General features: G+C 72.6%; 19 protein-coding genes. 8 read left to right on the plus strand and 11 right to left on the minus strand.

Annotated elements, in window-relative coordinates; genetic code table 11:
- Window positions 1-144 precede the first annotated feature (144 nt).
- The 9 genes from ACFVIU_RS05110 to ACFVIU_RS05150 all read right to left on the minus strand — a co-directional run bounded on the left by ACFVIU_RS05110 (window position 145) and on the right by ACFVIU_RS05150 (window position 9,783).
- Window positions 145-348 (minus strand): hypothetical protein, encoded by a 204-nt coding sequence (locus ACFVIU_RS05110; protein WP_385840699.1) that lies wholly within the window; start codon window positions 346-348, stop codon window positions 145-147.
- 91 nt (window positions 349-439) lie between these two features.
- On the minus strand, window positions 440-868 hold the full coding sequence (locus ACFVIU_RS05115) for a hypothetical protein (protein WP_385840701.1): 429 nt from the start codon (window positions 866-868) through the stop codon (window positions 440-442).
- 200 nt (window positions 869-1,068) lie between these two features.
- Window positions 1,069-2,319 (minus strand): cytochrome P450, encoded by a 1,251-nt coding sequence (locus ACFVIU_RS05120; protein ID WP_385840702.1) that lies wholly within the window; start codon window positions 2,317-2,319, stop codon window positions 1,069-1,071.
- Window positions 2,320-2,704: 385 nt separating this feature from the next.
- Window positions 2,705-3,979, minus strand: a complete 1,275-nt coding sequence (locus ACFVIU_RS05125) for a hypothetical protein (protein WP_385840703.1) — start codon at window positions 3,977-3,979, stop codon at window positions 2,705-2,707.
- Between the two features lie 46 nt (window positions 3,980-4,025).
- Window positions 4,026-4,931: a carbohydrate ABC transporter permease gene (locus ACFVIU_RS05130; protein WP_385840704.1), complete on the minus strand. Its 906-nt coding sequence runs from the start codon at window positions 4,929-4,931 to the stop codon at window positions 4,026-4,028.
- A complete protein-coding gene (locus ACFVIU_RS05135; RefSeq protein WP_385840705.1) occupies window positions 4,928-5,815 on the minus strand; it encodes a carbohydrate ABC transporter permease in 888 nt (295 codons plus the stop codon). The genes ACFVIU_RS05130 and ACFVIU_RS05135 overlap by 4 nt, the downstream gene beginning before the upstream one ends.
- A 7-nt stretch (window positions 5,816-5,822) precedes the next feature.
- Window positions 5,823-7,157, minus strand: a complete 1,335-nt coding sequence (locus tag ACFVIU_RS05140; RefSeq protein ID WP_385840707.1) for an ABC transporter substrate-binding protein — start codon at window positions 7,155-7,157, stop codon at window positions 5,823-5,825.
- Window positions 7,158-7,448: 291 nt separating this feature from the next.
- A complete protein-coding gene (locus tag ACFVIU_RS05145; protein ID WP_385840708.1) occupies window positions 7,449-8,543 on the minus strand; it encodes a LacI family DNA-binding transcriptional regulator in 1,095 nt (364 codons plus the stop codon).
- Between the two features lie 226 nt (window positions 8,544-8,769).
- On the minus strand, window positions 8,770-9,783 hold the full coding sequence (locus tag ACFVIU_RS05150; protein WP_385840709.1) for a hydroxyacid dehydrogenase: 1,014 nt from the start codon (window positions 9,781-9,783) through the stop codon (window positions 8,770-8,772).
- Window positions 9,784-10,103: 320 nt separating this feature from the next.
- On the opposite strand from ACFVIU_RS05150, the gene ACFVIU_RS05155 reads away from it, so the two are divergent.
- The 3 genes from ACFVIU_RS05155 to ACFVIU_RS05165 all read left to right on the plus strand — a co-directional run bounded on the left by ACFVIU_RS05155 (window position 10,104) and on the right by ACFVIU_RS05165 (window position 16,487).
- On the plus strand, window positions 10,104-13,466 hold the full coding sequence (locus tag ACFVIU_RS05155; RefSeq protein ID WP_385840711.1) for an alginate lyase family protein: 3,363 nt from the start codon (window positions 10,104-10,106) through the stop codon (window positions 13,464-13,466).
- Between the two features lie 84 nt (window positions 13,467-13,550).
- On the plus strand, window positions 13,551-14,801 hold the full coding sequence (locus ACFVIU_RS05160; protein ID WP_385840712.1) for an alginate lyase family protein: 1,251 nt from the start codon (window positions 13,551-13,553) through the stop codon (window positions 14,799-14,801).
- A gap of 132 nt (window positions 14,802-14,933) precedes the next feature.
- Complete coding sequence (locus ACFVIU_RS05165; protein WP_385840713.1) at window positions 14,934-16,487, plus strand: carboxylesterase/lipase family protein; 1,554 nt, start codon at window positions 14,934-14,936, stop codon at window positions 16,485-16,487.
- A 341-nt stretch (window positions 16,488-16,828) separates the two neighbouring features.
- Here ACFVIU_RS05165 and mmuM read toward each other — a convergent pair whose 3' ends face one another.
- Complete coding sequence (gene mmuM, locus ACFVIU_RS05170; RefSeq protein ID WP_385840715.1) at window positions 16,829-17,761, minus strand: homocysteine S-methyltransferase; 933 nt, start codon at window positions 17,759-17,761, stop codon at window positions 16,829-16,831.
- 204 nt (window positions 17,762-17,965) lie between these two features.
- Between mmuM and ACFVIU_RS05175 the strand changes: the two genes are divergently transcribed.
- The 4 genes from ACFVIU_RS05175 to ACFVIU_RS05190 all read left to right on the plus strand — a co-directional run bounded on the left by ACFVIU_RS05175 (window position 17,966) and on the right by ACFVIU_RS05190 (window position 22,460).
- Window positions 17,966-19,351 carry an amino acid permease gene (locus ACFVIU_RS05175; RefSeq protein WP_385840716.1) on the plus strand — a complete coding sequence of 462 codons (1,386 nt, stop codon included), beginning with the start codon at window positions 17,966-17,968 and terminating at the stop codon, window positions 19,349-19,351.
- Window positions 19,352-19,381: 30 nt separating this feature from the next.
- Window positions 19,382-19,771 carry a VOC family protein gene (locus ACFVIU_RS05180; protein WP_385840717.1) on the plus strand — a complete coding sequence of 130 codons (390 nt, stop codon included), beginning with the start codon at window positions 19,382-19,384 and terminating at the stop codon, window positions 19,769-19,771.
- A gap of 186 nt (window positions 19,772-19,957) precedes the next feature.
- Complete coding sequence (locus ACFVIU_RS05185; RefSeq protein WP_385840718.1) at window positions 19,958-21,049, plus strand: family 43 glycosylhydrolase; 1,092 nt, start codon at window positions 19,958-19,960, stop codon at window positions 21,047-21,049.
- A gap of 1 nt (window position 21,050) precedes the next feature.
- Window positions 21,051-22,460, plus strand: coding sequence for an RICIN domain-containing protein (locus ACFVIU_RS05190; RefSeq protein WP_385840719.1), 1,410 nt, complete (start codon window positions 21,051-21,053; stop codon window positions 22,458-22,460).
- Window positions 22,461-22,465: 5 nt separating this feature from the next.
- On the opposite strand, the gene ACFVIU_RS05195 is transcribed toward ACFVIU_RS05190, so the two are convergent.
- Window positions 22,466-24,145 (minus strand): rhamnogalacturonan lyase B N-terminal domain-containing protein, encoded by a 1,680-nt coding sequence (locus ACFVIU_RS05195; protein WP_385840720.1) that lies wholly within the window; start codon window positions 24,143-24,145, stop codon window positions 22,466-22,468.
- 143 nt (window positions 24,146-24,288) lie between these two features.
- On the opposite strand from ACFVIU_RS05195, the gene ACFVIU_RS05200 reads away from it, so the two are divergent.
- Window positions 24,289-25,980, plus strand: coding sequence for a DUF2264 domain-containing protein (locus ACFVIU_RS05200; protein ID WP_385840836.1), 1,692 nt, complete (start codon window positions 24,289-24,291; stop codon window positions 25,978-25,980).
- Window positions 25,981-26,177 lie beyond the last annotated feature (197 nt).

Raw genomic sequence — 26,177 nt, forward strand, 5'->3', positions numbered from 1 at the left:
GGGGCAAAGGGGGGGGGGCCCCCCCGGGCCGGGGTTCGGGCTGTCCCCCGCCCCACGGCCCCACCCCGCCCAACCGGCGGCCGCGCCCCACCCGCTGGGGGGGGCCCGGCCCCCGTCCGTCCGGCCCCGGAAGGGGGCCGCGTCTCAGTCCTCGCCGAGGTCGGGCCGGCCGTTCTCGTCGAGCTCGACGTCCTCCTTCGGGTCGTGCTCGTCGGCGGCCGTCAGCACGGTGGCGCGGTGCTGTCCGGGGGCGAGGGTGCGAGAGGCGGCGTGCGCCGTGCCGTAGGCGGCGACCAGGGCGATGGAAGCCACGGCGAGGGCCGCCGCGGAACGCGTGGTGAGGTTCATACCCGGGCAAACGGGTGTGCGCCGGGCAAGGTCACCACGGTACGGCCGAACGGGCGGGCGGAGTGCGCCGGTTGCCGGGGCGGAACCCGTTCTACAGGACGGCGACCGTCTGCGCGTCGGCGTACCGGAACCCGTCGTTGTCGAAGTAGAAGACGGTGACCTTGACCTTGTCCCCCTTGGCGAAGTGCGAGCCCACCGCCGGGCGCAGGTTCACCAGTGCGACATGGTTGTTGTAGTCGCAGATCAGGTGGTCCTTCTTGATGGTGCCCGCGGCGATGGACTGGTCGTGGGCGCTGTGGTTGAGCGTCGTCGCGTTGCCGACGAGCTCGTGGTCCATGCCGACGTCGCAGGAGTACGTGACCTTCACCTGGATGCCGGGGGTGTGCAGGGACACCTTGTCGATGGCCAGCAGGTTGGCCTTGGCCGCCGCGGACGGCGCGGTCGCCAGCGCGCCGGCGCCGATCAGTAGAGCGGTGACCGCGGTTCCGGCGACACGTCGGCGGAGACGGGATGACGTCATCTCGGTACTTTCCTTCCCCCTTGCGCGGTCGCCCTTGGTCGATGTGTGGAGAATTCTCCAACTAGGCGGGCAACTGCGACTGTTGGTCAATTCGACCTGAATGTTATGTGCTCGTGGAGTGATTCAGGGGCTCGACGGACGACGGTGTCCCGTGAGGAATGCCGCACCCCGCCGGATGAACCACTCCCGGCCCGACACCGTCAGCGCACCGGGCGGACCGGGAGCGCCTGCACGCTGTTGCCGATGAAACTGCGCTGGCGGGGGAGTTCGGCCTCCGGCACGGCCAGGTCGAGGTCGGGGAAGCGGGTGAAGAGGGACTCCAGGGCGATCGTGACCTCCAGTCGGGCGAGCGGGGCGCCCACGCAGTAGTGCGCGCCGTGGCCGAAGGAGAGGTGCCGGGCCGCGCCGCGCCGGGTGACGTCGAAGCGGTCGGCGTCCGGGCCGTGGAAGGCCTCGTCCCGCCCGGCGGCGGTGTAGCCGGCCAGCACCGGGGTGCCCCGCGGGATCACGGTGCCGCCGAGGGTCAGGTCGCGGGTGGGATAGCGGAAGGGGAACCAGCTGACCGGGCCGTCCCAGCGCAGCGTCTCGTCCACCACGTCCGACCAGGTGGCTTTGCCCTCCAGGACCAGCGCCAGCTGATCCCGGTGGGTGCACAGCGCCCGGACCGCGTTGCTGATCAGGTTGAGGGCGGTCTCGTGGCCGGCGACCAGCATCAGGCGCATGGTGCCGATGAGTTCGGCCTCGCTGAGCCGGTCGCCGCCGTCCTCGCGGGCGGCTATCAGGGCGCTGGTCAGGTCGTCGCCGGGGGCGGCCCGGCGGGCGGCCGCGATCGTGCCGAGCAGCTCCGTCAGCTCGCGTACGGCGGCCATCACCTCCGCCGGGGTGGCGTCCGTGGCGATGACCATCGTGTAGGTGAGGTCGTGCAGCCGGGCGCGGTGCTCGGGGTCCACGCCGAGCAACTCGCAGATGACGCTCAGCGGGAGCGGGAGGGCGACATGGGTGCGCAGGTCCGCGATGCCGTCCGGGTCCTCGGCGGCGGCCCGGGCGAGGTCGTCGAGGAGACCGGCGGTCAGCTCCTCGATGCGCGGCCGCAACCGCTCCACCTGGCGGGCGGTGAAGGCGTTCCCGACGAGGGAGCGCAGCCGGCGGTGGTCGGCGCCGTCGGCGGTGTGCATGCCCCGGGCGTCGGCGAAGACCCGCAGCGGCCAGTCCGCGGGGATCGTGCCGTCGTGCAGGGCCGGGCAGTGGCGGGCGTCCTTGGCCACCTCGGAGTGGGAGAGGAACTCCTTGAGCGCGTCGTGCCCCAGTACGACCGCCGCGGGCACCCCGCCGGGCAGCACGACGTCCGCGACGGGCCCCCGGGCCCGCAGCTCGGCGTTCAGGGCGTGCGGGCAGCCGCCGGCGGGATCGACGACGTGGGCGGACGCGGGCGCGGGGAGGTGGGAGGACAAGCCGGGACTCCTGACGGTATGACGGATACCGGCCAACAGTGCGGTGTCGAAGGCCGCTTGTACAGCCCGCCCGGCGGACACGTCGGCCGGGGCCCGCCTGGGCGAGCTTCGGCCGGGGACACCTTCGGGCGGGGCGCTCGCGCCGGCCCGCCCGCGGACACTTCGGCCGGGGCCTGCGCGTGCAAGCTCGTCCGGCGGACACTCCGCCTCGGCCGGAGGTGCTCGTACCAGCCGGCCAGGCGGAACACCTCGGTCGGGACCACCCGTCCAAGCCCGCCCGGCAGGACACCTCAGGCGACGCCCGCCCGTACAAGCCCACTCACCGGCGCCCCGGCCCAGTGGGACACCTCGGCCGGAAGCCGGTGCGCCCTCCTTCTGCCGTACCTCAGAGGGGGAGTGTTCCGGGGAAGGCGCCGTGGCTGATGCCCGGGGCGGTGAGCGCCAGCCAGCCGTGGCCGCGTACCTCGGTGTCCGGGCCGACCTCGCCCGGGTCGACCGAGAGGTACCGGCAGGCCGAGCGGGCGCCCGTGGTGCCCGCGTTGGACGGTACCTCGTCGTACTCGGGGTCGTACTCCGGGTCGTCGACCGCGAGGGTCTCCCACGGCAGCGGGTCGCCCTCCCACTCGGGGTCGCTCTCGGCGGCGTACCGGCGGATCATCCGGCCGTCCTCGGCGACCATCCACACGTCGGCGCCGCCGGCGTCGTCGAGGAAGAACAACTGGGCGTGGCCGCAGCGGGCGCTGACCGACTCGACCGTCTCGATCAGACCGTCCCAGGCGTCGCCGACCAGCAGGTCGAAGGGGCCGAAGACCAGGCGCCAGCCGTTCAGCTCGGGGGTGACGAAGACCCGCCCCACGGCCTGCCCGGCGCCGTCCTGCCCGGGTGCCCGGATGTGCCGGCCCTCCGCCGCCTCGACGCCGGCGGCGACCGTCACGGGCCGCCGGTCGTGCAGGCCCAGCGCCTCGAAGAGGCCCTCGTACGACGCCCCGGGCACCGCCAGCCACCAGCCGCTGAGGGTCGACGACGGGAGCCTCGGGGTCTCGTGCGGGATCTTGACCCGGATCAGCCGCTCGATCGCCGCGCGGTCGCGGTCGTCGAGGGCGTCGGCGCCGCCGCCCGCCACCAGCGCCACCATCGCGCCCCGCCGGGTCCTCGGGCTCTCGGCCGGGTCGCGGCGCAGGGCGCGCAGCCGCGGCCGGAAGGAGTCGTGCAGCGCTCGGGCGTAGTCGGACGCCCGGTAGGGGGCGACGCGGTCGCGGGCGTAGCTGGCCACCAGGGCCCGCAGTCCGGCCTCGGAGTCCGTCCGCAGCCTGAAGAGCCCCTGGAAGCCATGGCCCGACGTGCGGTAGTCCGGATCGGCCGCCAGGGCCGCGTACTGATCGGCGGAGCGCTCGTCGAACACCCCGAGGAGACGGCCCGCCTGCCAGTCCGGCACCTCCTTCCGGCGCCAGGCGGCCACCAGGGGCTCGAAGGCCGGCGGCCCCATGTGCTGCAACGCCCGCATGACCGGTTGCAGTCTGGCGGTCGACTTGACAGCGGCCACGCCCCGCAGCAGCCCGGGCACCACGGTGTCGGCCTGCTCGGCCAGCAGTGCGGCGGCGGCCTCCGCGCGTGCGGAGTCGCCGCTCTCCAGGTCCTCAAGAAGGGATTCGATCTTCATACGACAGCACGGTAGCCAGTGTCGGGTACGGCCCCGGCGGCGCGGCTCACTTCAGGGCGCCCAGCGTCACCCCGGTCCGCCAGTACCGGCGCATCGCGACCATCATCACCGCCATCGGCACGATCGACAGCAGCGCTCCGGTGAGGACCAGGCTGGTCAGGTCCACCCCAGACTCCAGGCGTTTGCCGGTCCAGTTGTACAGGCCGAGGGCGAGCGTCCAGTTCTTCTCGCCGCGCAGCACGGTCAGCGGCAGGAAGAAGGCGTTCCAGGTGTTGACGAAGGCGAGCAGGAACACCGTCGCGCCACCCGTGGTCATCATCCGCAGCACGATCGTGCAGAAGATCCGCACCTCGCCGGCGCCGTCGATCCGGGCCGCCTCCAGCAGTTCGTACGGAACGGTGGACTCCGTGTACACCTTCGCGAGATACACGCTGAACGGGTTGATCAGGCACGGGATCAGCATCGCCCACACCGTGTCCACCAGCCCGATCCGCGAGAACAGCAGATACAGGGGGAGCGTGAGCAGGGCGATCGGCACCAGGAAGGAGCCCACCACACACGCGAACACCACACTCCGGCCGGGGAAGTCGAAGCGCGCCAGGCCGTAGCCGGTGGCCAGCGCGATGAGCGTGCCGCCGGCCGAGCCGACTCCGGCGTACAGCAGCGAGTTGGCGGTCCAGCGCAGGAAGATGCCGTGCTCGTAGGTGAACAGCTGCCGCAGATTGGCCGCCAGGTGCATCCCGGAGAACCACAGGCCGTTGCTCTGGTACAGCCCCGTGCGGTCCTTGGTCGCCGCGATGATCAGCCACCACACCGGGAACAGGCTGTAGGCGCTCGCCAGCACCAGCCCCGCCAGCAGGAACCGCTGCCCGCCACGGCTGCGGGCGGCCGGGTCCGGGCGGGTCAGCCGCCGTACCGGGCGGGTCCGGCCGCGCTCTTCGGTGAGGGTCATCGGTCGGCCTCCCTCGAGGTGAGCCGGTAGAAGGCGAAGGAGGCGACTCCGAGGACGAGCGCCAGCAGCACCGAAAGGGCCGCCGCGTAGTGGTAGTTGCCCGCGTTGAACGCCTGGTTGTAGATCACCATGATCGGGGTGAAGCCGTCCCCGACCGTCTGCGGAGTGACGTTGCGGAACAGCGCCGGCTCATTGAAGATCTGGAGCATCTGGATGATCGACAGCATGCCGGTGAGCACCAGTGCCCCACGGACGTACGGCACCTTGACGCTCCGGGCGATCCGCAGCTCGGAGGCGCCGTCCAGCCGGGCCGCCTCGAACAGCTCGCGCGGCACCCCTTGCAGCGCCGAGTAGATGATCACCATGTTGTAGCCGATGCCGTGCCAGGTCAGCAGGTTGCCGATGGACGGCCACACCATCGACGGCGCGAAGAAGTTCCAGGACAGACCGAACACCCGGCCCAGCGGGGTGAGCGGGCCGACGTCGGGGCTGTACAGGTTGATCCAGACGACGGCCGCGACCACCCCCGGGATCATGTACGGCACCAGCAGCAGGATCCGGAACCGGCCCGCCACCCGGGTGGCCGCCGCGTCCAGCAGCAGCGCCAGCACCAGGCTGATCAGCAGCATCACCGGGATCTGCACACAGGCGAACAGCACCACCCGCCCCACCGCGTGCAGGAACGCCGGATCGCTCAGGCCCTGACGGTAGTTGGCCAGGCCCGAGAACCGCACGGTGGCGCCGCCGAGTCCGAGCCCGGACTGGTGCTCCCGGAAGAGCGACTGGTGGACGGCGTACCCGATCGGGACCAGATACAGGAAGAGGAAGCCGAGCTGGAACGGCACCGTGAACGCGGCGCCCTTCCAGCGCTGGGAGCGCACCATCGGGCCTTCAGCCCTTGACGCTGATGCCGCGCGACGTCAGGTCCGCGACCGTCCACCGCTGCATGTGCGCCAGCAGGTCGGTGACCTTCTGCCGCCCGCTGACCACCTTCGCCCAGCCGCTCTGCAACTCGGTGAACATGGCGGTCCAGTCCGGGCCGAAGGTCCAGTCCGTGGTGACCGTCTTCAGGCTGTCGGTCACCACCGTCTTCGCCGGGGCGTAGTTCCTGCCGAGCAGCTTGGCCGAGATCGCCTCGTCCACGTAGGCGCCGCTGTCCTTCAGCGCGGGCATCACCCCGTTGCCGGTGACCGGGCTCGCCATCGTCCTCACCGCGCCCGGGTCCGTGGACATCCACAGCGCGGCCTCCGCTGCCTGGCGGGTGTGCTCGCACTGCTTGGTCACCAGGGTGACGCTGCCGGTCAGGTTGGTGCCGGAGGGCGTCCTGGCGGCCTCACCGGGGTACGTCGGCCATGGCGCGAGCGCCCACTTCCCGAAGGACTTGGTGAAGTTCTGCACCATGCCGGCCATCTGCCAGGTGGAGATCTGCCGGGTCGCGGTGCCGCCGTCGTCGTAGGTGCGCTGCACGGCCGCGTAGTCCGCGAACGACAGCGTGGAGTCGAGGCCGTTGTCGATGATCTCCTGGATCACCGCGGCCGCCTTCAGGGTGCCCGGGTCCTGGAAGTCCACCTTCCAGGAGTCGCCGTCGATCGCGTACCAGTGCGCGCCGGCCTGCATGGCGAGCACCTCCAGCGTGCTGGGGTCCTCACCGGCGTAGTTGGTGATCTTTATGCCGTGCTTCTTCAGCACCTTGCCGGCCGAGATGAAGTCGTCCCAGGTGGCGGGCGGCTGCAGCCCGTACCTGGCGAAGAGGTCGGCGCGGTAGACGGTGAAGGCGGGCGCCGAGCTGGTCGGTACGCCGTACAGCTTCCCCTGCACCTGCGCGGTGGACCAGGAACCGGGGTTGAACCTGTCCTTGGCGGTCCGGACGTACGGGGTGATGTCGGCGAGGGCGCCCTGCGAGACCCAGCTGGTCACGTACTCGGCGGTGTTCTGCACCAGGCAGGGCGCGTTGCCCGCCTTGACCGCGTTGGTCAGCTGCTTCTGCATGGTCAGCTGGTCGGTGACCTTGGTGTACTCCAGCTTGACGTCCTTGTGCGAGGCGTTGAAGGCCTTGACGACGGCGTCCTGCCCGTTGGCCCAGCCCCAGAAGGGCAGCGTGACCGGGCCGGCCGAGGCGGTGTCGCCCCCGGAGCCCGAGCCGCCGCAGGCGGTGAGCAGACCGGTGAGCACGAGACCCGCGAGGGCGGCGTGGGCGAACTTTCTCCGTGGGCTGGTGAAGTTCATCTGACCGGGTTCCTTCGGGATGTAGGCGTCTCGGACGGGAGGGGGCGTCGGCTGCGCGCGGGCCGGGATGGGCGGCCGGAGGTCATCGGCTCGGAAGGTCCGGGACCGGCCAGGCGGAGGCCGTCGTCCAAGCGGAAGCTGTAGTAAGCGTTTGCTGAGAAAGTAGGCGAGCTGACGAGCGGCGAGCAAGAGGCGTGCGGGAATTCGCTCCAACAAGCGGTCGGCAACCGGCCGGGGGGTGGGTAACCGCTGAGGAAAACGTTTACGAAAGAGCGCTGTCCGGACTCGACCTCAGCGACCCGGCGTGGGGGCAGGCGGCCGCACGGAGTCGCGTACGACGACATGGGTGCCCAGCACCAGATGCTCGCCGTCGGCGCCCCTGCGGCGGCCCGCACCGCCCTCGCGCCGGTCGGCCACCGCGCGCAGGGCGACCCGGCCCATCTCCTCGTAGGGCACATGCACGGTGGAGAGCTGGGGGGTCAGCTGGGAGGCGAGCGGGATGTCGTCGTAGCCGACGATCGACACGTCCTCCGGCACCCGCTTCCCGGCCGCGCGCAGGGCCTGCATGGCGCCCGCCGCGACCACGTCCGTGCCGGCCAGCACGGCGGTGAACTCCAGCCCCTCGCGCAGGCTCTGCCCGACGGCCCGGTACCCGTGCTCGTCGTCGTACGGGCCGTGTCTCACCATGTCCGGGTCGAAGGGCACGCCGTACGCCTCGAAAGCCCGCCGCGCGCCGCGCAACCTGCCCTGCGCCGTGGTCAGTTCGGCGGGACCGGGCAGCACCAGGACCCGGCGGTGCCCGGCCGACAGCAGATGGCTGGCCATCGCGTAGGCGCCGCCCTCGTTGTCGTAGTCGACCGTGGTGGCCGGTACGTCGCCCTCCAGGGGCGGCCTGCCCACCAGGACCAGATGGGAGCCGGCCGCGTCGAGGGAGCGGGCGAAGCGGGCCATGCGCAGCTGGTACTCGTCGTAGTCGTAGGCGCCGCCGAGCAGCACCACGGCGGCGACGCCCTGCTGGCGCATGAGGTTGACCAGCGCGAGTTCCCGCTCGGGGTCGTCGCCGGTGGTGCCCACCAGGGAGAGCCACCCGCGCAGCGCGGCGGCGCCCTCGACGCCCTTGGCGACATGGGCGAAGGCGGCACCGGTGATGTTGTTGATGAGGATGGCCACGGTGGGGGTGCCGCCGCCGGCCAGCGAGCGGGCGTGGGCGTTGGTGACGTAGTCCAGGTCGCGTACGACCCTCATCACCCGGCGGCGCAGGTCCTCCGAGACCGGGTAGTTGCCGGACAGCACGCGGGACACGCTCGCGACGGAGACGCCCGCTCGCTCGGCCACATCGCGGATGGTGGCCCGTCCGGCCTCGCTCACCGCCTTGCGCTGACCCACCCTTGCGGCTCCTTCGCGTGAGTGACCCGGTCACCCGCGGGCCGAGGGCCACTTTGGTGCGGGTTGCGGAAACCGTATCCGATGCCGACTGCGGGGCGGCCTGCCCTGTGGACAAGCGCCGAGGGGGACCCTCGCCGGCCGGTGTCGGCGTCGGCCGGGGTGCGGCGGGCGTGGACTTCCATGCGTGTGGCTCGTGTTGCCGCCGGCCGAGGGCCGCCGGGCGCGCTCATGCGACCCGCGTCAGGTCGGAGTGCCGTACCTCGTGGGCCAAGGGCTGCCCCGCGGCCAGCCGTTCCAGTTCCTCGACGACGATGCGCCCGAGCCGCTCCAGCTCGTTGCCCAGCGAGCCCGCGATGTGCGGGGTGAGAAACACGTTGGGCAGCCGGTACAGCGGGGACTGCGCGGGCAGCGGCTCGGGCTCGGTCACGTCGAGGATCGCGTGCAGCCGCCCCGACACCAGCTCCCCGGTGAGCGCGTCCGGGTCGACCAGGGCGCCCCGGGAGGTGTTGATCAGCACGCCTCCGTCCCGGATGAGGGCGAGCCGGCCGGCGTCGAGCATGCGGTAGGTCTCGGGGAGGTCGGGGGCGTGCAGGGTCACGATGTCGCTGCGCCGCAACAGGTCGTCCAGCGGCAGCAGTTCGGCACCGAGGGCGGCGGCCTCGGCGGGGCTCGCGTACGGGTCGTGCAGCAGGACCGTGAAGTCGAACGGCCGCAGCAGCTCCAGCAGTCTGCGGCCCACCCGGGAGGCGCCGATGACCCCGACGCGACGGCCGACGTTTCCGGTGGCCGCGGTCTCGGCGTGGGCGGGGTAGGCGTGCGTGGCGCGGAACCGCTCGCGGTGCGTGAAGGCGTCCTTGCCGGCGAGCAGGATCATGGCGAGCGTGTACTCCGCGACGGGCACCGCGTTGCCGGTCGCCGCGCTGGACACGGCGACCCCGGCCTTCCACAGCGCCTCGCCGACCAGCGAGCGGACCGAGCCCGCGGCGTGCAGGACGGTGCGCAGGCCGGGCGCGACGGCCAGCACGTCCGCGTCCAGGCCGGGGCAGCCCCAGCCGGTGATCAGCACCTCGGCACCGGCGAGGGCGGCCCGGGCGGCCGGGTCGGCGAAGTCCCGTACGACCAGGGCCGGATCGAGGTCGCAGGTCTGCCGCAGCCGGGCCATGAGCGGTGGCGGGAAGAGCAGGGGGAGGTGCACCGGATCCATCGCGAACACGGCCCTCGGCGGCTGGCGGCTGGGCATGGCTCTCCTGGGATGGGAGTGGATGAGAGGGGGCGATGCCAGAAACCTTTTCAGAAAGCGGCTTCTACCGTAGATCTGGCGGGAAGCGCCGGTCAATGACCCGGCCGGGTGGGGGTGCGGCTTGGGGCGCCGTCCCTGGGACCTGCAAGCGAGGACTTCACTGTTCTCCAAAGTTCGCCGGGCCTCTTGACGTGCCGTGTGTCGGGAAGGAAGCTCCCTGCACTGCCCATAGCAAGCGGTTGCTGAAACATCGCACCCACCGCGTCCCTCATCTGCTCACCGCCCGCAAGGAGTCAGCACATGAACCCGCCGGACGCCTCATGACCATTCCTGCACCCAGCCGCCGCCGCTTCCTCGGCGGTACGGCGGCCCTGCTGCTGGCGTCGGGCGCGAGCGGACTGTCGACGCCGGGCACCGCGCGGGCGGCCGGCGCCCCCGGCGCCCCCGGCGCCAGGACCTTCGCCCACCCCGGCCTGCTGCACACCGCCGCCGATCTCGCCCGTATGAAGGCGGCCGTCGACGCGCGGCAGTCACCCCAGTACGACGGCTTCCTCGCCCTCGCCGCCCACCCTCGGTCGCAGAGCGGCTACACCGTCCAGAACACCGGCCAGATCACCTCCTGGGGCCGCGGCCCCGCCAACTTCCAGAACGAGGCCGTCGCCGACTCCGCGGCCGCCTACCAGAACGCCCTGTTGTGGGCCGTCACCGGCGACCGCGCCCACGCCGACAAGGCCCGTGACATCCTCGACGCCTGGTCCGCCTCCCTCACCACGGTCACCGGCGCCGACGGACCGCTCGGCGCCGGCCTCCAGGCCTTCAAGCTCGCCAACGCCGCCGAACTGCTGCGGCACACCGGCTACGACGGCTGGACGGACGCCGCCGTCGCCCGCTGCGAGCGGTCCTTCCTCGACGTCTGGTATCCCGCCGTCTCCGGCTACATGCTCTACGCCAACGGCAACTGGGACCTGACGGCCATTCAGACGATCCTGGCCATCGGCGTGTTCTGCGAGGAGCGCACGCTCTTCGAGGACGCCCTGCGCTACGCCGCCGCGGGCGCCGGCAACGGCAGCATCCGGCACCGCGTCGTCACCGACGCCGGCCAGGGCCAGGAGAGCGGCCGCGACCAGGGCCACGAACAGCTCGCGGTCGGGCTGACCGGCGACATCGCCCAGGTCGCCTGGAACCAGGGCGTCGACCTGTGGGGGTACGACGACCACCGCATCCTCGCGGGCGCCGAGTACGACGCCCGCTACAACCTCGGCGCCGACGTCCCCTTCACCCCCGACCTCGACCGCACCGGCAAGTACCTCAAGACCGCCGTCTCCGGCAAGGGCCGTGGCACCCTGCCCCCGGTCTACGAGATGTACTACGCCCACTACGCCGGCGTACGCGGCCTCGACACCCCCTGGACCAGGGCCGCCGTCTTCCGCGGCACCGGCGGCGCACGCGTCGTCGAGGGCGGCAGCGACGACCTGCCCGGCTGGGGCACCCTCGCCTACGCCTACGCCTACGCCTACACCTACGCCGACGCCCGGGCCCTGGGCCCCGCCGTCCCCACCGCCCCGGCCGGCGTCACCGCGACCGGCGACGGCACGGCCGTCACCGTGACCTGGCTGCCGTCGGCGGGGGCGCGGACGTACACCGTCCGGCGGGCCACCCGCCCCGAGGGCCCGTACGAGGAGATCGCCACCGGCCTCGGGCAACCGGCCCACACCGACCGCGGGACCCGTCCGGGCCGTACCTACTCCTACACGGTCAGCGCCGTGAACTCCCTCGGCACCAGCGGTGAGTCGGCCCTCGCCGCGGCCGCCGCCGGGCTGCCCGGGCCCTGGCGGACCCAGGACCTCGGAGCCGTACGGATCCCGGGAACCGCCGCCTTCGACGGAGAGCGGTTCCTGCTGGAGGCGTCCGGCACCGCGCACACCGGCCGCCTCGTCCATCTCCCGCTGCCCGGCGACGGCACCGTCACCGCGCGGATCGTATGGCCGCTCAGCTCCCAGTACTCCAGGACCGGCGTCACCCTGCGCGCCTCCCTCGACGCGGACGCGGCGCACGCCGCCATGCTGATCCAGGGCCTGCCGCTGCACACCTGGAGCGGCGTGTGGAGCGTACGGCCCAGCACGGGAGCGGCCGTCTCGGGCACCGGCAGCACACCGGTACCCCCCACCCAACAACAGGCGATCACGGTGAACGCCGGCTTCCCGCTCTCCGACCTCGGCGAACTGCCCGAGTCGGCCACCCCGCTCCAGGCCCCCCATGTCGAGGGCGCCGGCGACGGCTACCGGCTGCGGACCCCGTACTGGGTACGGATCAGCCGTCGCGGCGACCGGTGCACCGGGGCGATCTCACCGGACGGCGTCCGCTGGACCGAGGTGGGGTCGACGGTCTGCGACCTGCCGCACACCGCGTACGCGGGCCTGATCCTCACCTCCTGCCTCGGCGTCGACGCGGACTACGCCGAGACCGGCACCGGCGCCTTCGACAACGTCAGCGTGACCACCGCCTCCGGCGACCTCTGGACCACGCCCCGGCCCGCCCGCACCGCCGCCGGCCTGACCGCGGCCACCGGCGCCGACGCCGTCGAACTGGCCTGGACCGACCCGGACCCCAGCGCCCGCTACACGGTGCTGCGCGCCACCGACGCCGAGGGCCCCTACCTCACCCTGGCCACCGGCATCGGCCCGGTCGGCACCGGCAGCCGCATCCGGCACACCGACGCCACCGGCACACCCGGTACCAGATACCACTACGCCGTGGCAAAGACCGGCGGCGGCGGACGCGGGCCGCTGTCGGCATCTGCCGCCGCCACCATGCCGACCCCGTCCGTCCCCGAACTCCCGGCCGGGACCGCCGCGTTCGCCAGCCAGGGGGACCCCTTCCAGCTGTGCCTGCGGGCCACCCACGAACCCGTGCGGTTCACCGCCGACGGACTCCCCGACGGCCTGCGTCTCGACCGGCGCACCGGCCTGATCTCCGGCACCCCCACCACCACCGGCGTCCGCACGGTCACCCTCACCGCGGGCAACGCCTCCGGCACCGGCACCGGCACGCTCACCCTCACCGTCGGCACACCCCCGCCCGCCCCCTGGACCTACGGCGACCTCGGCGACCCGGTCCTGGACGACCGGGCCTTCGGAACCCTCGGGGTGGTAGCGATCCGCACCCCGGGCAGCACCGCCGTCGAGGACGGGACCTTCGTGGTGCGCGGCGCCGGGGCCGGCCTCGACGTCAACCACCAGGCGATGACCGGCCAGTTCGTACGGCAGCCGGTCACCGGCGACTGTGTGCTCACCGCCCGGCTGGTCTCCCGCGCCGGGGCCGGCGCCGACCGGGCCGGGCTGCTCATGACCAAGTCCCTGTCGCCGTTCGACCAGGCCGCCGGAGCGATCGTCACCGGTGGCACCGGCGCCCAGCTCATGCTGCGCCCCACCGTCGCCGGCGCCTCCGCCTTCACCGGCGCCACTGCCGTCCAACTTCCCCTGCTGCTGCGGCTGAAGCGCACCGGGACCGCCTTCGCCGCGGCCGTCTCCACCGATGACGGCGCCACCTGGACCCCGCTCGCCACCGGTGAGATCCCGGGCTTCGGCGACGCCCCCTACCACGTGGGCCTGGTGGTCTGCTCCGGCGACCCGTCGGCCCTCGGCACCGCGCACTTCGACCAGGTGAGCGTCACGCTCGCCTGACCTCCCCCCACGAGGAGAAACCCATCTGGCCTCCCCCCACGAGGAGAACCCCGTCTGACCTCCCCCCACGAGGAGAACATCGCGATGAACCGCCGCGAAGAACACCACCCCCACCCCCACACCGGCGCGCCGAGCCGCCGCGGTCTGCTGCGGACCGCCACCGGTCTCGCCGCCGCTCTCGCCGTCGGCTCCGCGTCCGCCGCCCCCAGGGCGGACGCGGCACCTGCGGCCTTCACCCACCCCGGGATGCTCCACAACGCGGGTGACATCAACCGAGCCAAGATCCGCGTCGCGGCCGGCGACGAACCCTGGCTCTCCGGCTGGCACCGGCTGACCGCCAACGACCACGCCCAGTCCACCTGGACCCCCAACCCCCAGGCCACCATCGTCCGGGGCGGCACCGGCGAGAACTACGGCATCCTCTTCCACGACATCGCCGCCGCCTACCAGAACGCCCTGCGCTGGAACATCGCCGGCACCGCCGCCCACGGCGACTGCGCCGCACGCATCCTCAACGCCTGGGCGTCCACCCTCACCACCATCACCGGCAACTCCGACCGCTTCCTCGCCGCGGGCATCTACGGCTGGCAGTTCGCCAACGCCGCCGAGCTGATGCGCGGCTACCCGGGCTTCGACCTGCGCGCCTTCCAGGAGATGATGACGGGCGTCTTCCACCCGCTGAACAACCAGTTCCTGACCCGCCACAACGACGCCTGTGTCACCCACTACTGGGCCAACTGGGACCTGTGCACCATGGCCTCGGTCATGGCCATCGGCATCCTCACCGACGACACCGCCACGTACGACCAGGCCGTCACGTACTTCAAGAAGGGCGCCGGCAACGGCTCCATCGGACACGCCGTGCCCTACCTCCACACCGACGCGGACGGCCACGAACTCGGCCAGTGGCAGGAGTCCGGCCGTGACCAGGGGCACACCCTGATGGGCATGGGCCAGATGGGCGCCCTGTGCGAGATGGCCTGGAACCAGGGCGACGACCTGTACTCCTACGACGGCCGCCGCTTCATGAAGGCCGCCCAGTACGTCGCCAAGTACAACCTCGGCGAGGACGTCCCCTTCACCACCTACACCTGGGGCAGCGGCCAGGACTGCGCCGAGCAGTCCCAGACCGTCATCTCCGACGAGTCCCGGGGCCAGCTCCGCCCGGTGTGGGCCATGCTCCACTACCACTACAACCGGCGCCTCCACCTCGACGACCCGTACATCGCCCGGATGAGCGACTCCGTCGCGCCCGAGGGCGGCGGCGGGGACTACGGCTCCACCTCCGGCGGCTACGACCAGCTCGGCTTCGGCACGCTGATGTACGCCAAGTAGCCGCACGTACGCCGAACGGCCCAGCGACCGGCCCCAGCACCGGAATACATCCGCGCAGTGTGGTGCTCTGATGTGTACAGGGCACACGCGTCGCCGAGCGCGGTGCGACAGTCCGGCGAAGGGCTGGTGGCGATGACGGCAGACCAGACAGGCCCCGTGGTCAGAACCCCCCACGGGGCCGTACGCGGCCGGTACGAGCGGGGTGTCGCGGTGTTCCGGGGCATCCCGTACGCCGCCCCGCCCTTCGGCCCCCGGCGGTTCCGCCCGCCCCAGCCACCCGACCCCTGGGACGGGGTCCGGGACGCGGCCGCCTTCGGTCCGACCGCGCCGAAACCGCCGTACTCCGAGGTGTTCGCCCATTACCTGTCCGATCCGGTGATCCCCGGCGACGACTGTCTCAACCTCAACGTCTGGACCCCCGACCCGGACCCCGGCGCCCGCCTCCCGGTCCTGGTCTGGCTGCACGGCGGCGCCCTGACCAGGGGCTCCTCCGCCGTACCCGTCTACGACGGCGCCACCTTCGCCCGCGACGGCGTCGTCTGTGTCTCGGTCAACTACCGGCTGGGCGTCGAAGGCTACGGACTCTTCCCCGACGCACCGCCCAACCCGGGGCTGCGCGACCAGCTGGCCGCGCTGCACTGGGTGCACGACGCGATCGAGGCCTTCGGCGGCGACCCCGGCCGGATCACGCTGTGCGGCCAGTCCGCCGGCGCCATCAGCGTCGGTGCCCTGCTCGCCGCGCCCCCGGCCCGCGGCCTGATCCGGCGCGCCGTGCTGCAAAGCGGCCCGCCCGAGGCCGCGGACCGCGACAAGGTACGGCGCATGGTGCGCCGGATGGCCGCCCGGCTGAAGATCCCCGCCACCGCCGAGGCCTTCGCCGCCGTCGACCGCGAGCTGCTGCTGCGCACCCAGGCCGAGGTCGGCCGGCTCAGCAGCCCGGTGCTGGGCGGCCCGGCCTTCGGCATCGTCGTGGACGGCGACCTCGTCCCCCGCGACCCGCTCAAGGCCCTGCTCGCCGGGGACGCCGCCCCGGACGTCGAGCTGCTCATGGGCTGGACCCGGGACGAGTACCGGCTGTGGCTCGTGCCCGGCGGACTGCTGGAACGCGTCGACCGGCTCGGCGCCGTCGCCCTCGCCGGCGCCATGGCCCGCTGCCACACCGGCCACGAGGTACCCCGCGCCTACCGGGTCCTGCACCCGGACGCGGGCACCGCCGAGATCGTCGGCCAGATGGTCACCGACCACCTGCTGCGCGTGCCGCTGCACCGGCTCGCCGACGCCCGCCCCGGCAGCTCCTGGCTCTACGAGTTCGCCTGGCCCTCCCGCCTCCCCGGCCTCGGCGCCTGCCACGCCCTGGAACTGGGCTTCGTCTTCGACTCGGCGGCCGTACCCGAGTCCCGGCGGCTGGCCGGCGAGGGCGCGCCGCAGGAGCTGTGCGACGCGATGCACGCGGCATGGGTCCGGTTCGCCGCCGGAGCGGACCCCGGCTGGCAGCCGTGGGACGCCACCCATCCCGTACGGGTCTTCGGGGAGGGCGATCCCTCCACCGTGTACGGCCCCCGGGACGCGGAGATCGCCCTGTGGCCGGCGGAACCCGGCCCGCCCGCGGAGATCCGCGCCCCGGGAGCGGAACTGGCGGGAGCGGTGCGCAGACTCCGCCGGTCGGTCGGGGCGCGGCGCCGCTGAGGCTCCGGGCAGCCGGTGCGGCGCGCAAGGAGCCGGCCGCCCGGTGGGAGGTCCGGGCGGCCCACGGCTGTGGGGCGGCGGGGCAGGTCACTGAGGTGTCGGCCGGGCGCATCCCCCGATCCCGCAACCGACCGTACTGATCCGAGCACGCGCCGTCACCGGCGTCAGGAGGCGCTGTTCGATCGCCGGGCGCCCGCTGGCGCTCCCCCGCGCGGTCAGGCGCTGAAAGGCGCACCCGCCGGGCCCTCGGGCACACCTCCACCCCTCGCGCGGGGGACTGTGCGGACGGGACCCGGGCATCCGCACGAGCGTCTGCGCGCGCCCCACCGGACGGCCCCGCCCTACGCGCCCTGCCCGCCCACCGCGTCCGCGAGCGCGGCGATCGCCTCCGGGCCCACCCGGCAGCAGCCCCCGATGAGCCGTGCCCCGGCCGCCTGCCAGCTCGCGACCTGACCGGTGGCGAACCGGGTGCGCCCCGTCCAGGCCCGCGCCGCCGCGTCCCAGGCCTCGCCGCTGTTCGGATACACCACGACCGGCTTGCCGGTGACCCGCGCCGCGATCTCCACGGCCGGGGTCACATCCTCGGGATCGCAGCAGTTCACGCCCACCGCGATCACTTCCTCGGCCTTGGCGGCGGGCGCGAACGCCTCCTCCAGCGGCTGCCCGGCGCGGGTCTGCCGGCCGTCGACGGTGTACGACAGCCAGGCCGGCACCCCCAGCCCGCGCACCGCCCGGAGCAGCGCGACCGCCTCGTCGCTGTCCGGCACGGTCTCCAGCGCGAGGACGTCCGGCGCGGCGGCGGCCAGCACCTCCAGCCGCGGCCGGTGGAAGCGCTCCAGCTCGGCGACGCTCAGCCCGTACCGGCCGCGGTACTCGGAGCCGTCGGCGAGCATCGCGCCGTACGGCCCGACCGACGCGGCCACCCACAGCGGCCGCCCGACGCCCGCCGCCCGGGCCTGCCGCGCCGCGTCGCGGGCCAGTTCCACACTGAGCGCGAGCAGACGCGCGGCCTCCTCGTGGCCGATGCCACGCCGGGCGAAGCCCTCGAAGGTGGCCTGGTAGCTGGCGGTGATGGCGACGCTCGCACCGGCGAGGTAGTAGGCGAGATGCGCCTCGGTGACCGCCTCCGGCCGCTCGGCGAGCAGCCGCGCGGACCACAGGGCGTCGCTCAGGTCGTGCCCGGCCGACTCCAGCTGGTTGGACATACCGCCGTCGAGCACGACCGTTCCGGCGGCGAGGGCGTCGGCGAGGCTGGGGGAGGGATAGCTGGTCATGTCCCGACGCTAGTCGAAGCGGAGCCCGGCCGGATCGGGCCGTCCAGCAGGTGAACAGCCCACCATGCCGCGTCTGACCTGCGGAAACCCTGGGATCCGCCGCTGATTGTGTCCATTTCATGAACAGATCGCCCACCATGTGGACTCGGGGGTTACGATCACGCACCCACCCCTCCCCGCTCTTCTTCCCGTGACGGAACCGCCATGACAGCCCCCAGCTCCACCGGACCCGCCCACCCCGCCGAAGCGGCCGACACGCCCGCCGCTCCCACGCCGAGGCGCCGCACCTTCGGCCTGGCCACCGCGACCGCCCTGGTGATGGGCAACATCATCGGCGGCGGCATCTTCGCCCTGCCGTCCGCCGTCGCCCCGTACGGCACCGTCAGCCTGCTCGCGTTCGCCGTGCTGTCCGTGGCGGCCGTCCTTCTGGCCCTGCTCTTCGGCAGGCTGGCCCGGCGCAGCCCGGTCACCGGCGGGCTGTACGTGTATCCGCGGGACGCGTTCGGGCCGTTCGCGGGGTTTCTGTCGGCGTGGTCGTACTGGACGATGTGCTGGGTGAGCATCGCCGCGCTCGCGGTCGCCGTCGTCGGTTACGTCGACGTCCTCATTCCGCTGCACGGCAACCGGCTGCTCCAGGGGCTGGTCGCGCTGGCCGCGCTGTGGCTGCCCGCCGCCGCGAACTTCGCCGGCACCCGGGTCGTCGGTGTGGTGCAGCTCGTCTGCACCGTGCTGAAGTTCGTGCCGCTGGTCCTCGTCGCCACCATCGGCCTGTTCTTCGTCCGGGAGGACAACTTCGGCCCGTTCAACGCCTCCGGGGAGAGTGTCCCGGGCGCCGTCGCGGCCTCCGCCGCGCTGCTGCTGTACAGCTTCCTCGGGGTCGAGTCGGCCGCGGTGAGCGCGGGCGAGGTGGCGGACCCCGAGCGCACGGTGGGCCGCGCGAGCGTCCTCGGCACCCTCGGCTCGGCCCTCGTCTATCTGCTCGGCACGGTCGCCGTCTTCGGCCTGGTCCCGCACGAGCGGCTGGCCAGGTCCGGTGCGCCGTTCGCCGACGCGGTGAACGCGATGACCGGCGGGCACTGGGGCGGCACCGCGATCGCCCTGGTCGCCGTCGTGTCCGTCGTCGGCTGCCTCAACGGCTGGATCCTGCTCGCCGCGCAGATGCCGTACGCCGCCGCTCGCGACGGGCTCTTCCCGGCGCCGTTCGCGAAGGCCGGTGCGGGCGGCGTGCCCGGCTTCGGGGTGTGGGCCTGCGCGGTGCTCGGCACGGTCCTGATCGCCCTGAACTACACGGCGGGCCCGGACGCCACCTTCCGGGTGCTGGTCCTCATCACCACCTTCACCGGCTGTGTGCCCTATCTCCTGTCGGCCGCCGCCCAGTTGTTCTGGCTCGTCCGGGGCTCCCGCGCCCGGGTCCGCCCGGCCGGCCTGGTCCGCGACCTCGTCGTCGCCGCGCTCTCCTTCGCCTTCTCCTTCTGGCTGATCGCGGGCGCCGGGTACGCGGCCGTCTACCAGGGGGTGCTGTTCCTCTTCGCGGGCATCCCGGTCTACGTGTGGCTGCGTGGCCGCGCCGAACCTCCGGTCGAGGCCTGACCGCCCCGGCCCGCTTGAGAGGATCGGGGCATGACAGCCGCACGCATGCAGATCAACGCCCTGGTCGTCGACGCCGTGGACCCCGAGCGGCTCGCCCTGTTCTGGTCCGAGCTGCTCGGCAGGCCGGTCGTGGCCCGCACGGGCCCCTATGTCTGGCTGCGCCGGGAGGACGGCCTGGGCCTGGGCTTCCAGCGCACCGCCGCGCCCAAGTCCGGCAAGAACCGGATGCACTTCGACATCAGCTCTCCCGATCCCGAGGCCGAGCAGCAGCGGGTCGAGGCGCTCGGCGGGCGCCGGCTGGAGGAGTACGCCGACGGCGGTTTCCTGGTGATGGCGGACCCCGAGGGCAACGAGTTCTGCATCATCCCGGACGGTCCCTTGGAGATGGACGACGACGGGCGCGTGGACTACCTCAACTGATACCGCGTATCAGCCAGTTCGCCTCTCGGAAAGGGCTTTCCCTCTTCTCGCGTCCAACCCATTGACCCCCCGGTGGCTCACCCGTACCTTTTCGGCGTTCGGGATCACAGATGCCGTCCGGTATATCGATCACGCCGCGGCCGGCTCTCTCCCGGACCTGCCCTTCCCCACCGAGAGGCACTCCGCATGAGCCGCGACCACGACCTGCCCGAAGCCCCCAGCCGCCGACTGATGCTGAAGAGCGCCGCCCTGGCCGCCGGCGCCCTCGCCGCGGCCCCCGGCATCGCCCAGGCCACCCCCCGCGCCCGGCACACCGCCCCGTACCTGAACCCCCTGGTCCGCCAGCGCGCCGACCCGCACATCATCCGGCACATCGACGGCCAGTACTACTTCACGGCCACCGTGCCCGAGTACGACCGCATCGTCCTGCGCCGCGCCCGCACCCTGAACGGCCTCGCCACCGCCGCCGAGTCGGTGATCTGGCGGGCGCACACCAGCGGCCCGATGAGCGCCCACATCTGGGCGCCGGAGCTGCACCGCATCGGCGGCAAGTGGTACATCTACTTCGCCTCCGCGCCGGCCGAGGACGTGTGGGCCATCCGCATCTGGGTCCTGGAGAACGCCCACCCCGATCCCTTCCAGGGCACCTGGACCGAGCGGGGACAGATCCGGACCGCCTGGGAGACCTTCTCCCTCGACGCCACCACCTTCAAGCACCGCGGCACCCGTTACCTGGTCTGGGCCCAGCACGAGCCCGGCATGGACAACAACACCGCGCTGTGGATCTCGAGGATGGCCGACCCCTGGACCCTCACCGGCCCCCAGGTGCGGCTGTCCACCCCCGAGTACGACTGGGAGTGCGTCGGCTACAAGGTCAACGAGGGGCCGTACGCCCTCCAGCGCAACGGCCGGGTCTTCCTCACCTACTCGGCCAGCGCCACCGACCACCACTACTGCATGGGCCTGCTGACCGCCGACGCCGACAGCGACCTGATGGACGCCGCCAGCTGGGCCAAGTCCCCGGTCCCGGTCTTCACCAGCAGCGACGTCACCCGGCAGTACGGCCCCGGCCACAGCTGCTTCACCGTCGCCGAGGACGGCCACAGCGACGTCCTCGTCTACCACGCCCGCCCTTACAAGGAGATCACCGGCGACCCCCTGAACGATCCCAACCGGCACACCCGGATCCAGAAGCTCGGCTGGAAGCCGGACGGCACCCCGGACTTCGGCGTCCCCGTGGCGGACACCCCCGCCGGCACCGGGAAGGAGCGTGCGTGAGATGAGACGTGCCTACGCGATCCTGCTCGCCCTGGCCTGCGCCCTCGCGGCGGCCCTGGCGACGGCCGGCCCCGCCCAGGCGGCGGCGCAGACCCTCACCAACGGCGTCCAGTTCACCGACACCTCGGGCAACGCCGTGCACGCCCACGGCGGCGGGGTCATCAAGGTCGGCGCGTACTACTACTGGTTCGGCGAGGACCGCAACGCCGACAACACCTTCCGATACGTCGACTGCTACCGCTCCACGGACCTGCGGAACTGGGAGTTCCGCGGCCATGTCCTCAGCCAGTCGTCCGCCGCCGAGCTCCAGACCGCCTACATCGAGCGCCCGAAGGTCGTCTACAACGCGGCCACCGGCCGGTTCGTGATGTGGATGCACAAGGAGAACGGCGTCGACTACAGCCAGGCCCGCACCGCCGTCGCCGTCTCCGGCACCGTCGACGGGAGCTACAGCTACCGGGGCAGCTTCCAGCCGCTCGGCGACAACCAGTCCCGCGACCTGACCACCTTCGTCGACACCGACGGCACCGGCTACCTGGTGTCCTCGGCCAACAACAACAACGACCTGCACATCTACCGGCTCACCGCCGACTACACCGGCATCGACAGCCTGGTCGCCAACCCCTGGCCCGGCGGCCACCGCGAGGCACCGGCCCTGTTCAAGCGGGGCGGCGTGTACTTCATGCTGACCTCGGGCGCCACCGGCTGGGAGCCCAACCAGCAGCAGTACGCCACCGCCACCTCCCTCACCGGCCCCTGGACCCCCTGGACCAACGTCGGCGACTCCACCGCCTACGGCTCGCAGACCGCCTACGTCCTGCCGGTGCAGGGCACGTCGGGCACCTCGTACCTGTACATGGGCGACCGCTGGGGCAACTCCTTCGGCGGCACCGTCAACGACTCGCGCTTCGTGTGGCTGCCGCTGGCCTTCCCGACCGCGACCTCGATGACGATGTCCTGGTACCCGGAGATCACCGTCGACACCGCCGCCGGCACGATCGGCGGGACCGCGGCGACGTACAACACGCTGATCGCCCGGCACAGCTCCAAGTGCGCCGACGTGCCGAACCAGTCGCTGTGGCAGGGCGTCGCCGTCAGCCAGTACACCTGCAACGGCGGCGGCAACCAGAAGTGGTGGTTCAAGGACCTCGGCAACGGCTACTACGCGCTGATGGGCCGGGGCAGCTCGCTCTGTCTCCAGGAGAACGCCACCGACGTCACCCAGGAGAACTGCACCGGCGCCACCAGCCAGCAGTGGTCGGTGGCCGCCTCCGGCTCCTACGTCACCCTCAGGGCCCGGGCCAGCGGAGAGTGCCTGGACGTCTCCGGCGCGTCCACCGCCGACTCGGCGCCGGTCATCACCTACACCTGCAACGGCGGCGCCAACCAGCAGTGGAAGCGCGGTGGTTGAGGCGATCAGGCCAGCAGGTCGATCGCGTCGATCGCCGTGCCCGCGCTGAGGAAGCCGGTCGTGCCGGAACCGCTCACGATGTCGATCTTCAGCACGTTGTACCGGCTGGTGTCCGTCTGCCAGGCGCTGGCCGGGATGCTGTAGCTGAAGGTGTGGTTGTTGCCCCGGTAGGAGCCCACCGTCAGGGACCGGGTGCCCGGCTGAGCGGGCGGGGCGGGGATCGCCGACGTCCAGGCGCCGTTGACCGTGACCTGCGGGCGGCCGTTGGCGTAGGCCGTGGTCACGCCGATCCGCAGGGTGTGCGCGGCGGCGGCCTGCGCCGCGGTCAGCTTGAAGTAGACCAGCAGACCGCTGTTGACGTCCTTCCACAGATAGCAGGGGAAGGCGGAGGTCTCGGTGCCGCTGCCGATGACCACGTTGCCGGTCCAGGAGGCGGCCCGCGCGTCCGAGGGGTGCGCGTACGTCATCAGGTCCGCGTTCTTGAAGCCGCGGGGCGTGCCGTCCCAGGTGCCGATCCGCCAGAGGGCTCTCGCGTTGGCCGGGTCGTTGGTGGACGGGACGGTGATCGTGTTCAGCGCGGTGGTGCCGCCCGCGGACACGGTCACCTGCGTGCTGTAGACGGCCAGTTCGCCCTTGTACACGGTCAGGGTGTACGTGCCCGGCAGCACCCGGGTGATCGAGAAGTACCCGTCCGAGGCGCGGGCCGGACCCCAGTACTGGGCGGTCGAGTTGGCCAGGCCGACCGTGTACGCGGACGCGGTGTCCCGCCCGGCGATCCCGACACCCGTCACTCGGCCCCGGCCACTGTCCGGGACATAGCCCGAGATCCCGAGCGAGTCCGCCCAGGGCGTCGTCAGCGTGCCGTGGTACAGCGCCGGGGAGGGTGCGCCGCCGTCCGTGAACGCGATGACGTACGGCCCCCGGAGCCCGAACCGCTGGGCCTCGGTCTGGTTCTCGCCGTAGTACAGGATCTCGTACAGGCCGCCGCCGTCGGCGCTCTGGTGGCGCAGCAGCGAGCGGTAGAACGGGCCGCCGGACGCCTTCTCGTGGTTGCTGCGCACGATCCACAGGCCCACGCTGCCGGTGCTCCAGCCGATGTAGTCGTAGTCGATGACCCGGTGCCGGGAGTAGTGCTTGGAGCGGGTCTGGCCGTCGGGCTTCGCGAACACGTCCGAGGCCTCGACGGTGCTGGTGGTGTACGTGTAGGAGTCCGGTTCGTCGTTGCGGAACAGGCCCGCCCTCACGCGCACGATGTAGCGGGTCGCGGTGACCGAGTCGTCGGCCTTGTGGGTCCACAGGTAGATGTTGTTCTCGCCGCTGCGGGCCGCGTAGTAGTGCCGGAGCGTGCCGTGGGCGACCGATATCAGGATGGTCGGGCCGGACCGCGCGAGGGTCACGGTCGAGGCGCCGAGGCCCGACTCGACGTGCGAGTTCCGGCCGCCGTAGCCCTGGTACTCGGTGCCCTTGTACACCAGCGAGGTCAGGTCGCCGCTGGTCTTGCTGACCTTGAAGACCAGGTTCGCGCCGGTGTCGACGACGTAGTTGGAGCCGTCGTCGCTCCAGCCGAAGCCCGCGGCGGCCGCCGAACCGGCGAGCGGCCCGGCCAGGGTCGCCGTGCCGGCGGCGGCCGCGCTGCCGAGCACGAAGGTGCGGCGGGTGGGGGCGCTGTGCGGGGAAACGGACATGGGGGGTCTCCTTCGGGGACGGGTTCAGCCGCTGGACCGTATCGCCTTGCGTAAGCGCTTTCCAGGGGGCAAGGTCAAGGGAGTTGGGGCATGGCCGGGGGTGACCCGGGCTGGTTCGCCAGGAAGGGAGAGGCGCCGACGTGATCGAACTGCCCGCCGACGACCGTGCGTCGAGTCCGTACACCGGGTACAGCCGGGCCCACTGGGAAGCCGCGGCCGACGCCCTGCTCGCCGCCGTCGAGCCGTATCGCACCGCCGACGGTGCCCTCTACCATCTGCCCGGCGCACGCGAGAGCTGGTCGGGCCGTCTCTCCGACGGCCTCGAAGGGTACGCCCGCACCCTGCTGCTCGCCGCCTTCCGCCGCGACGAGACCGCGCTCGGCCGGTACGCCGAGGGCCTCGCCGTCGGCCCCGGCGGGGTCTGGCCGAAGATCGAGGACCGCGGCCAGCCGCTCGTCGAGGCCGCCTCGGTCGCGCTCGCCCTGCGGCTGACCCGGCCGCTGCTCTGGGACCGCCTGGACGACTCCGTACGCCAGCGCACGGCCGGCTGGCTGGAGGACGCGCTCACCGCCGAGGCCTGGCCGTGCAACTGGGAGTTGTTCCCGGTGACCGTCGGCGGCTTCCTCCAGGAGATCGGACACCAGCAGGAGGCGGCGCGCAAGGCGATCGACCGGGGGCTGGAGCGGATCGAGGACTGGTACCTCGGCGACGGCTGGTACACCGACGGCGACGGCCGGAAGTTCGACTACTACAACGGCTGGGCCATGCACCTGTACCCGGTTCTGCACGCCTGGCTGGACCAGGACGCCGAACTGCTCGACCGCTACGGCCGGCGGCTGACCCGTCATCTCGCCGACTACGCCCACTTCTTCGGCGGCGACGGTGCCCCCCTGCACCAGGGCCGCTCCCTGACCTACCGGTTCGCGACCGCCGCGCCGCTCTGGCTCGGCGCGCTCACCGGCCACACCCCGCTGCCCCCGGGGGAGACCCGGCGCCTGGCCTCGGGCGCCCTGCGGTACTTCCTCGACGGCGGCGCGGTCGACGCGCGGGGCCTGCTGCCGCTCGGCTGGCTCGGCCCGGACGAGACCGTGCTCCAGGGGTACTCGGGACCGGCCTCCCCCTACTGGGCGAGCAAGGGCTTCCTCGGCCTGCTGCTGCCGGCCGATCACCCGGTGTGGACGGCACCGGAGGAACCGGGCCCGGCCGAACGCGCGGACACCGTACGCCCCCTGCCCGTCCCCAACTGGCTGCTCCAGTCCACCCGTTCGGACGGTCTGGTAAGGCTGCACAACCACGGCAGCGAGGACGTCCGCTACGACCCCTACTACACCCGGCTCGGCTACTCCACCGCCACCACGCCCGTACCGTCGTACGACAACAGCGTGTTCGTCGACGGCGACCCGAGCCGCACGGACATCGAGCCGCTCGGCACCGGCGACGGCTGGATCGCCTCCCGGCACACCGTCCGCGAGGGCATCACGGTGACCAGCGTGGTGCTCGCCGAGGGCGCTGCGGAGGTGCGCGCCCATCTGGTCGCCGGGGCGGCCCCCGGAACCCCGGTACGGCTGACGGGCTGGCCGGACCGGCCGGGGCTGCGGGCTGAACTCCTCCCCGCCCTGGGCCTCTCCGACGCCCTCACCGGCACCACCGGCGCGACCCCCACCCTGTTCGTCGCCCTCTGCCGTCTCACCGCCGCCCCGGACCCCGCCCCGCTCGCCGACCTGGTCACCGTGCGGGCGCGGGGTGCCGGGCTGCTGGAGGTCGGCTGGAGCGGGGGCGGCCGGCTGCTGGTGAACCTGGCCGGGCCAGGGGTGGAGGTCACCGCGCAGAGGTGAGCGCGGGGCCGATGCGGGATGCGGCCGCCCGAACCGGACATGCCGGCCGAGCCCGCACATTCACGCCGGATTCCCCGCCCCTGTCGACCGGCCGACGTGCCGCCGGTTACCCTCGCGTCAGCCCGACACCCCTGCTCAGCAACGCCCCAGGAGACCTACTCGGTGGCCGCAGACGACGCCTACGCAAGACTGGCCAC

The sequence above is a fragment of the Streptomyces sp. NPDC127190 genome, from assembly GCF_042672505.1.
In the GTDB taxonomy this organism is placed as follows: Bacteria; Actinomycetota; Actinomycetes; order Streptomycetales; family Streptomycetaceae; genus Streptomyces.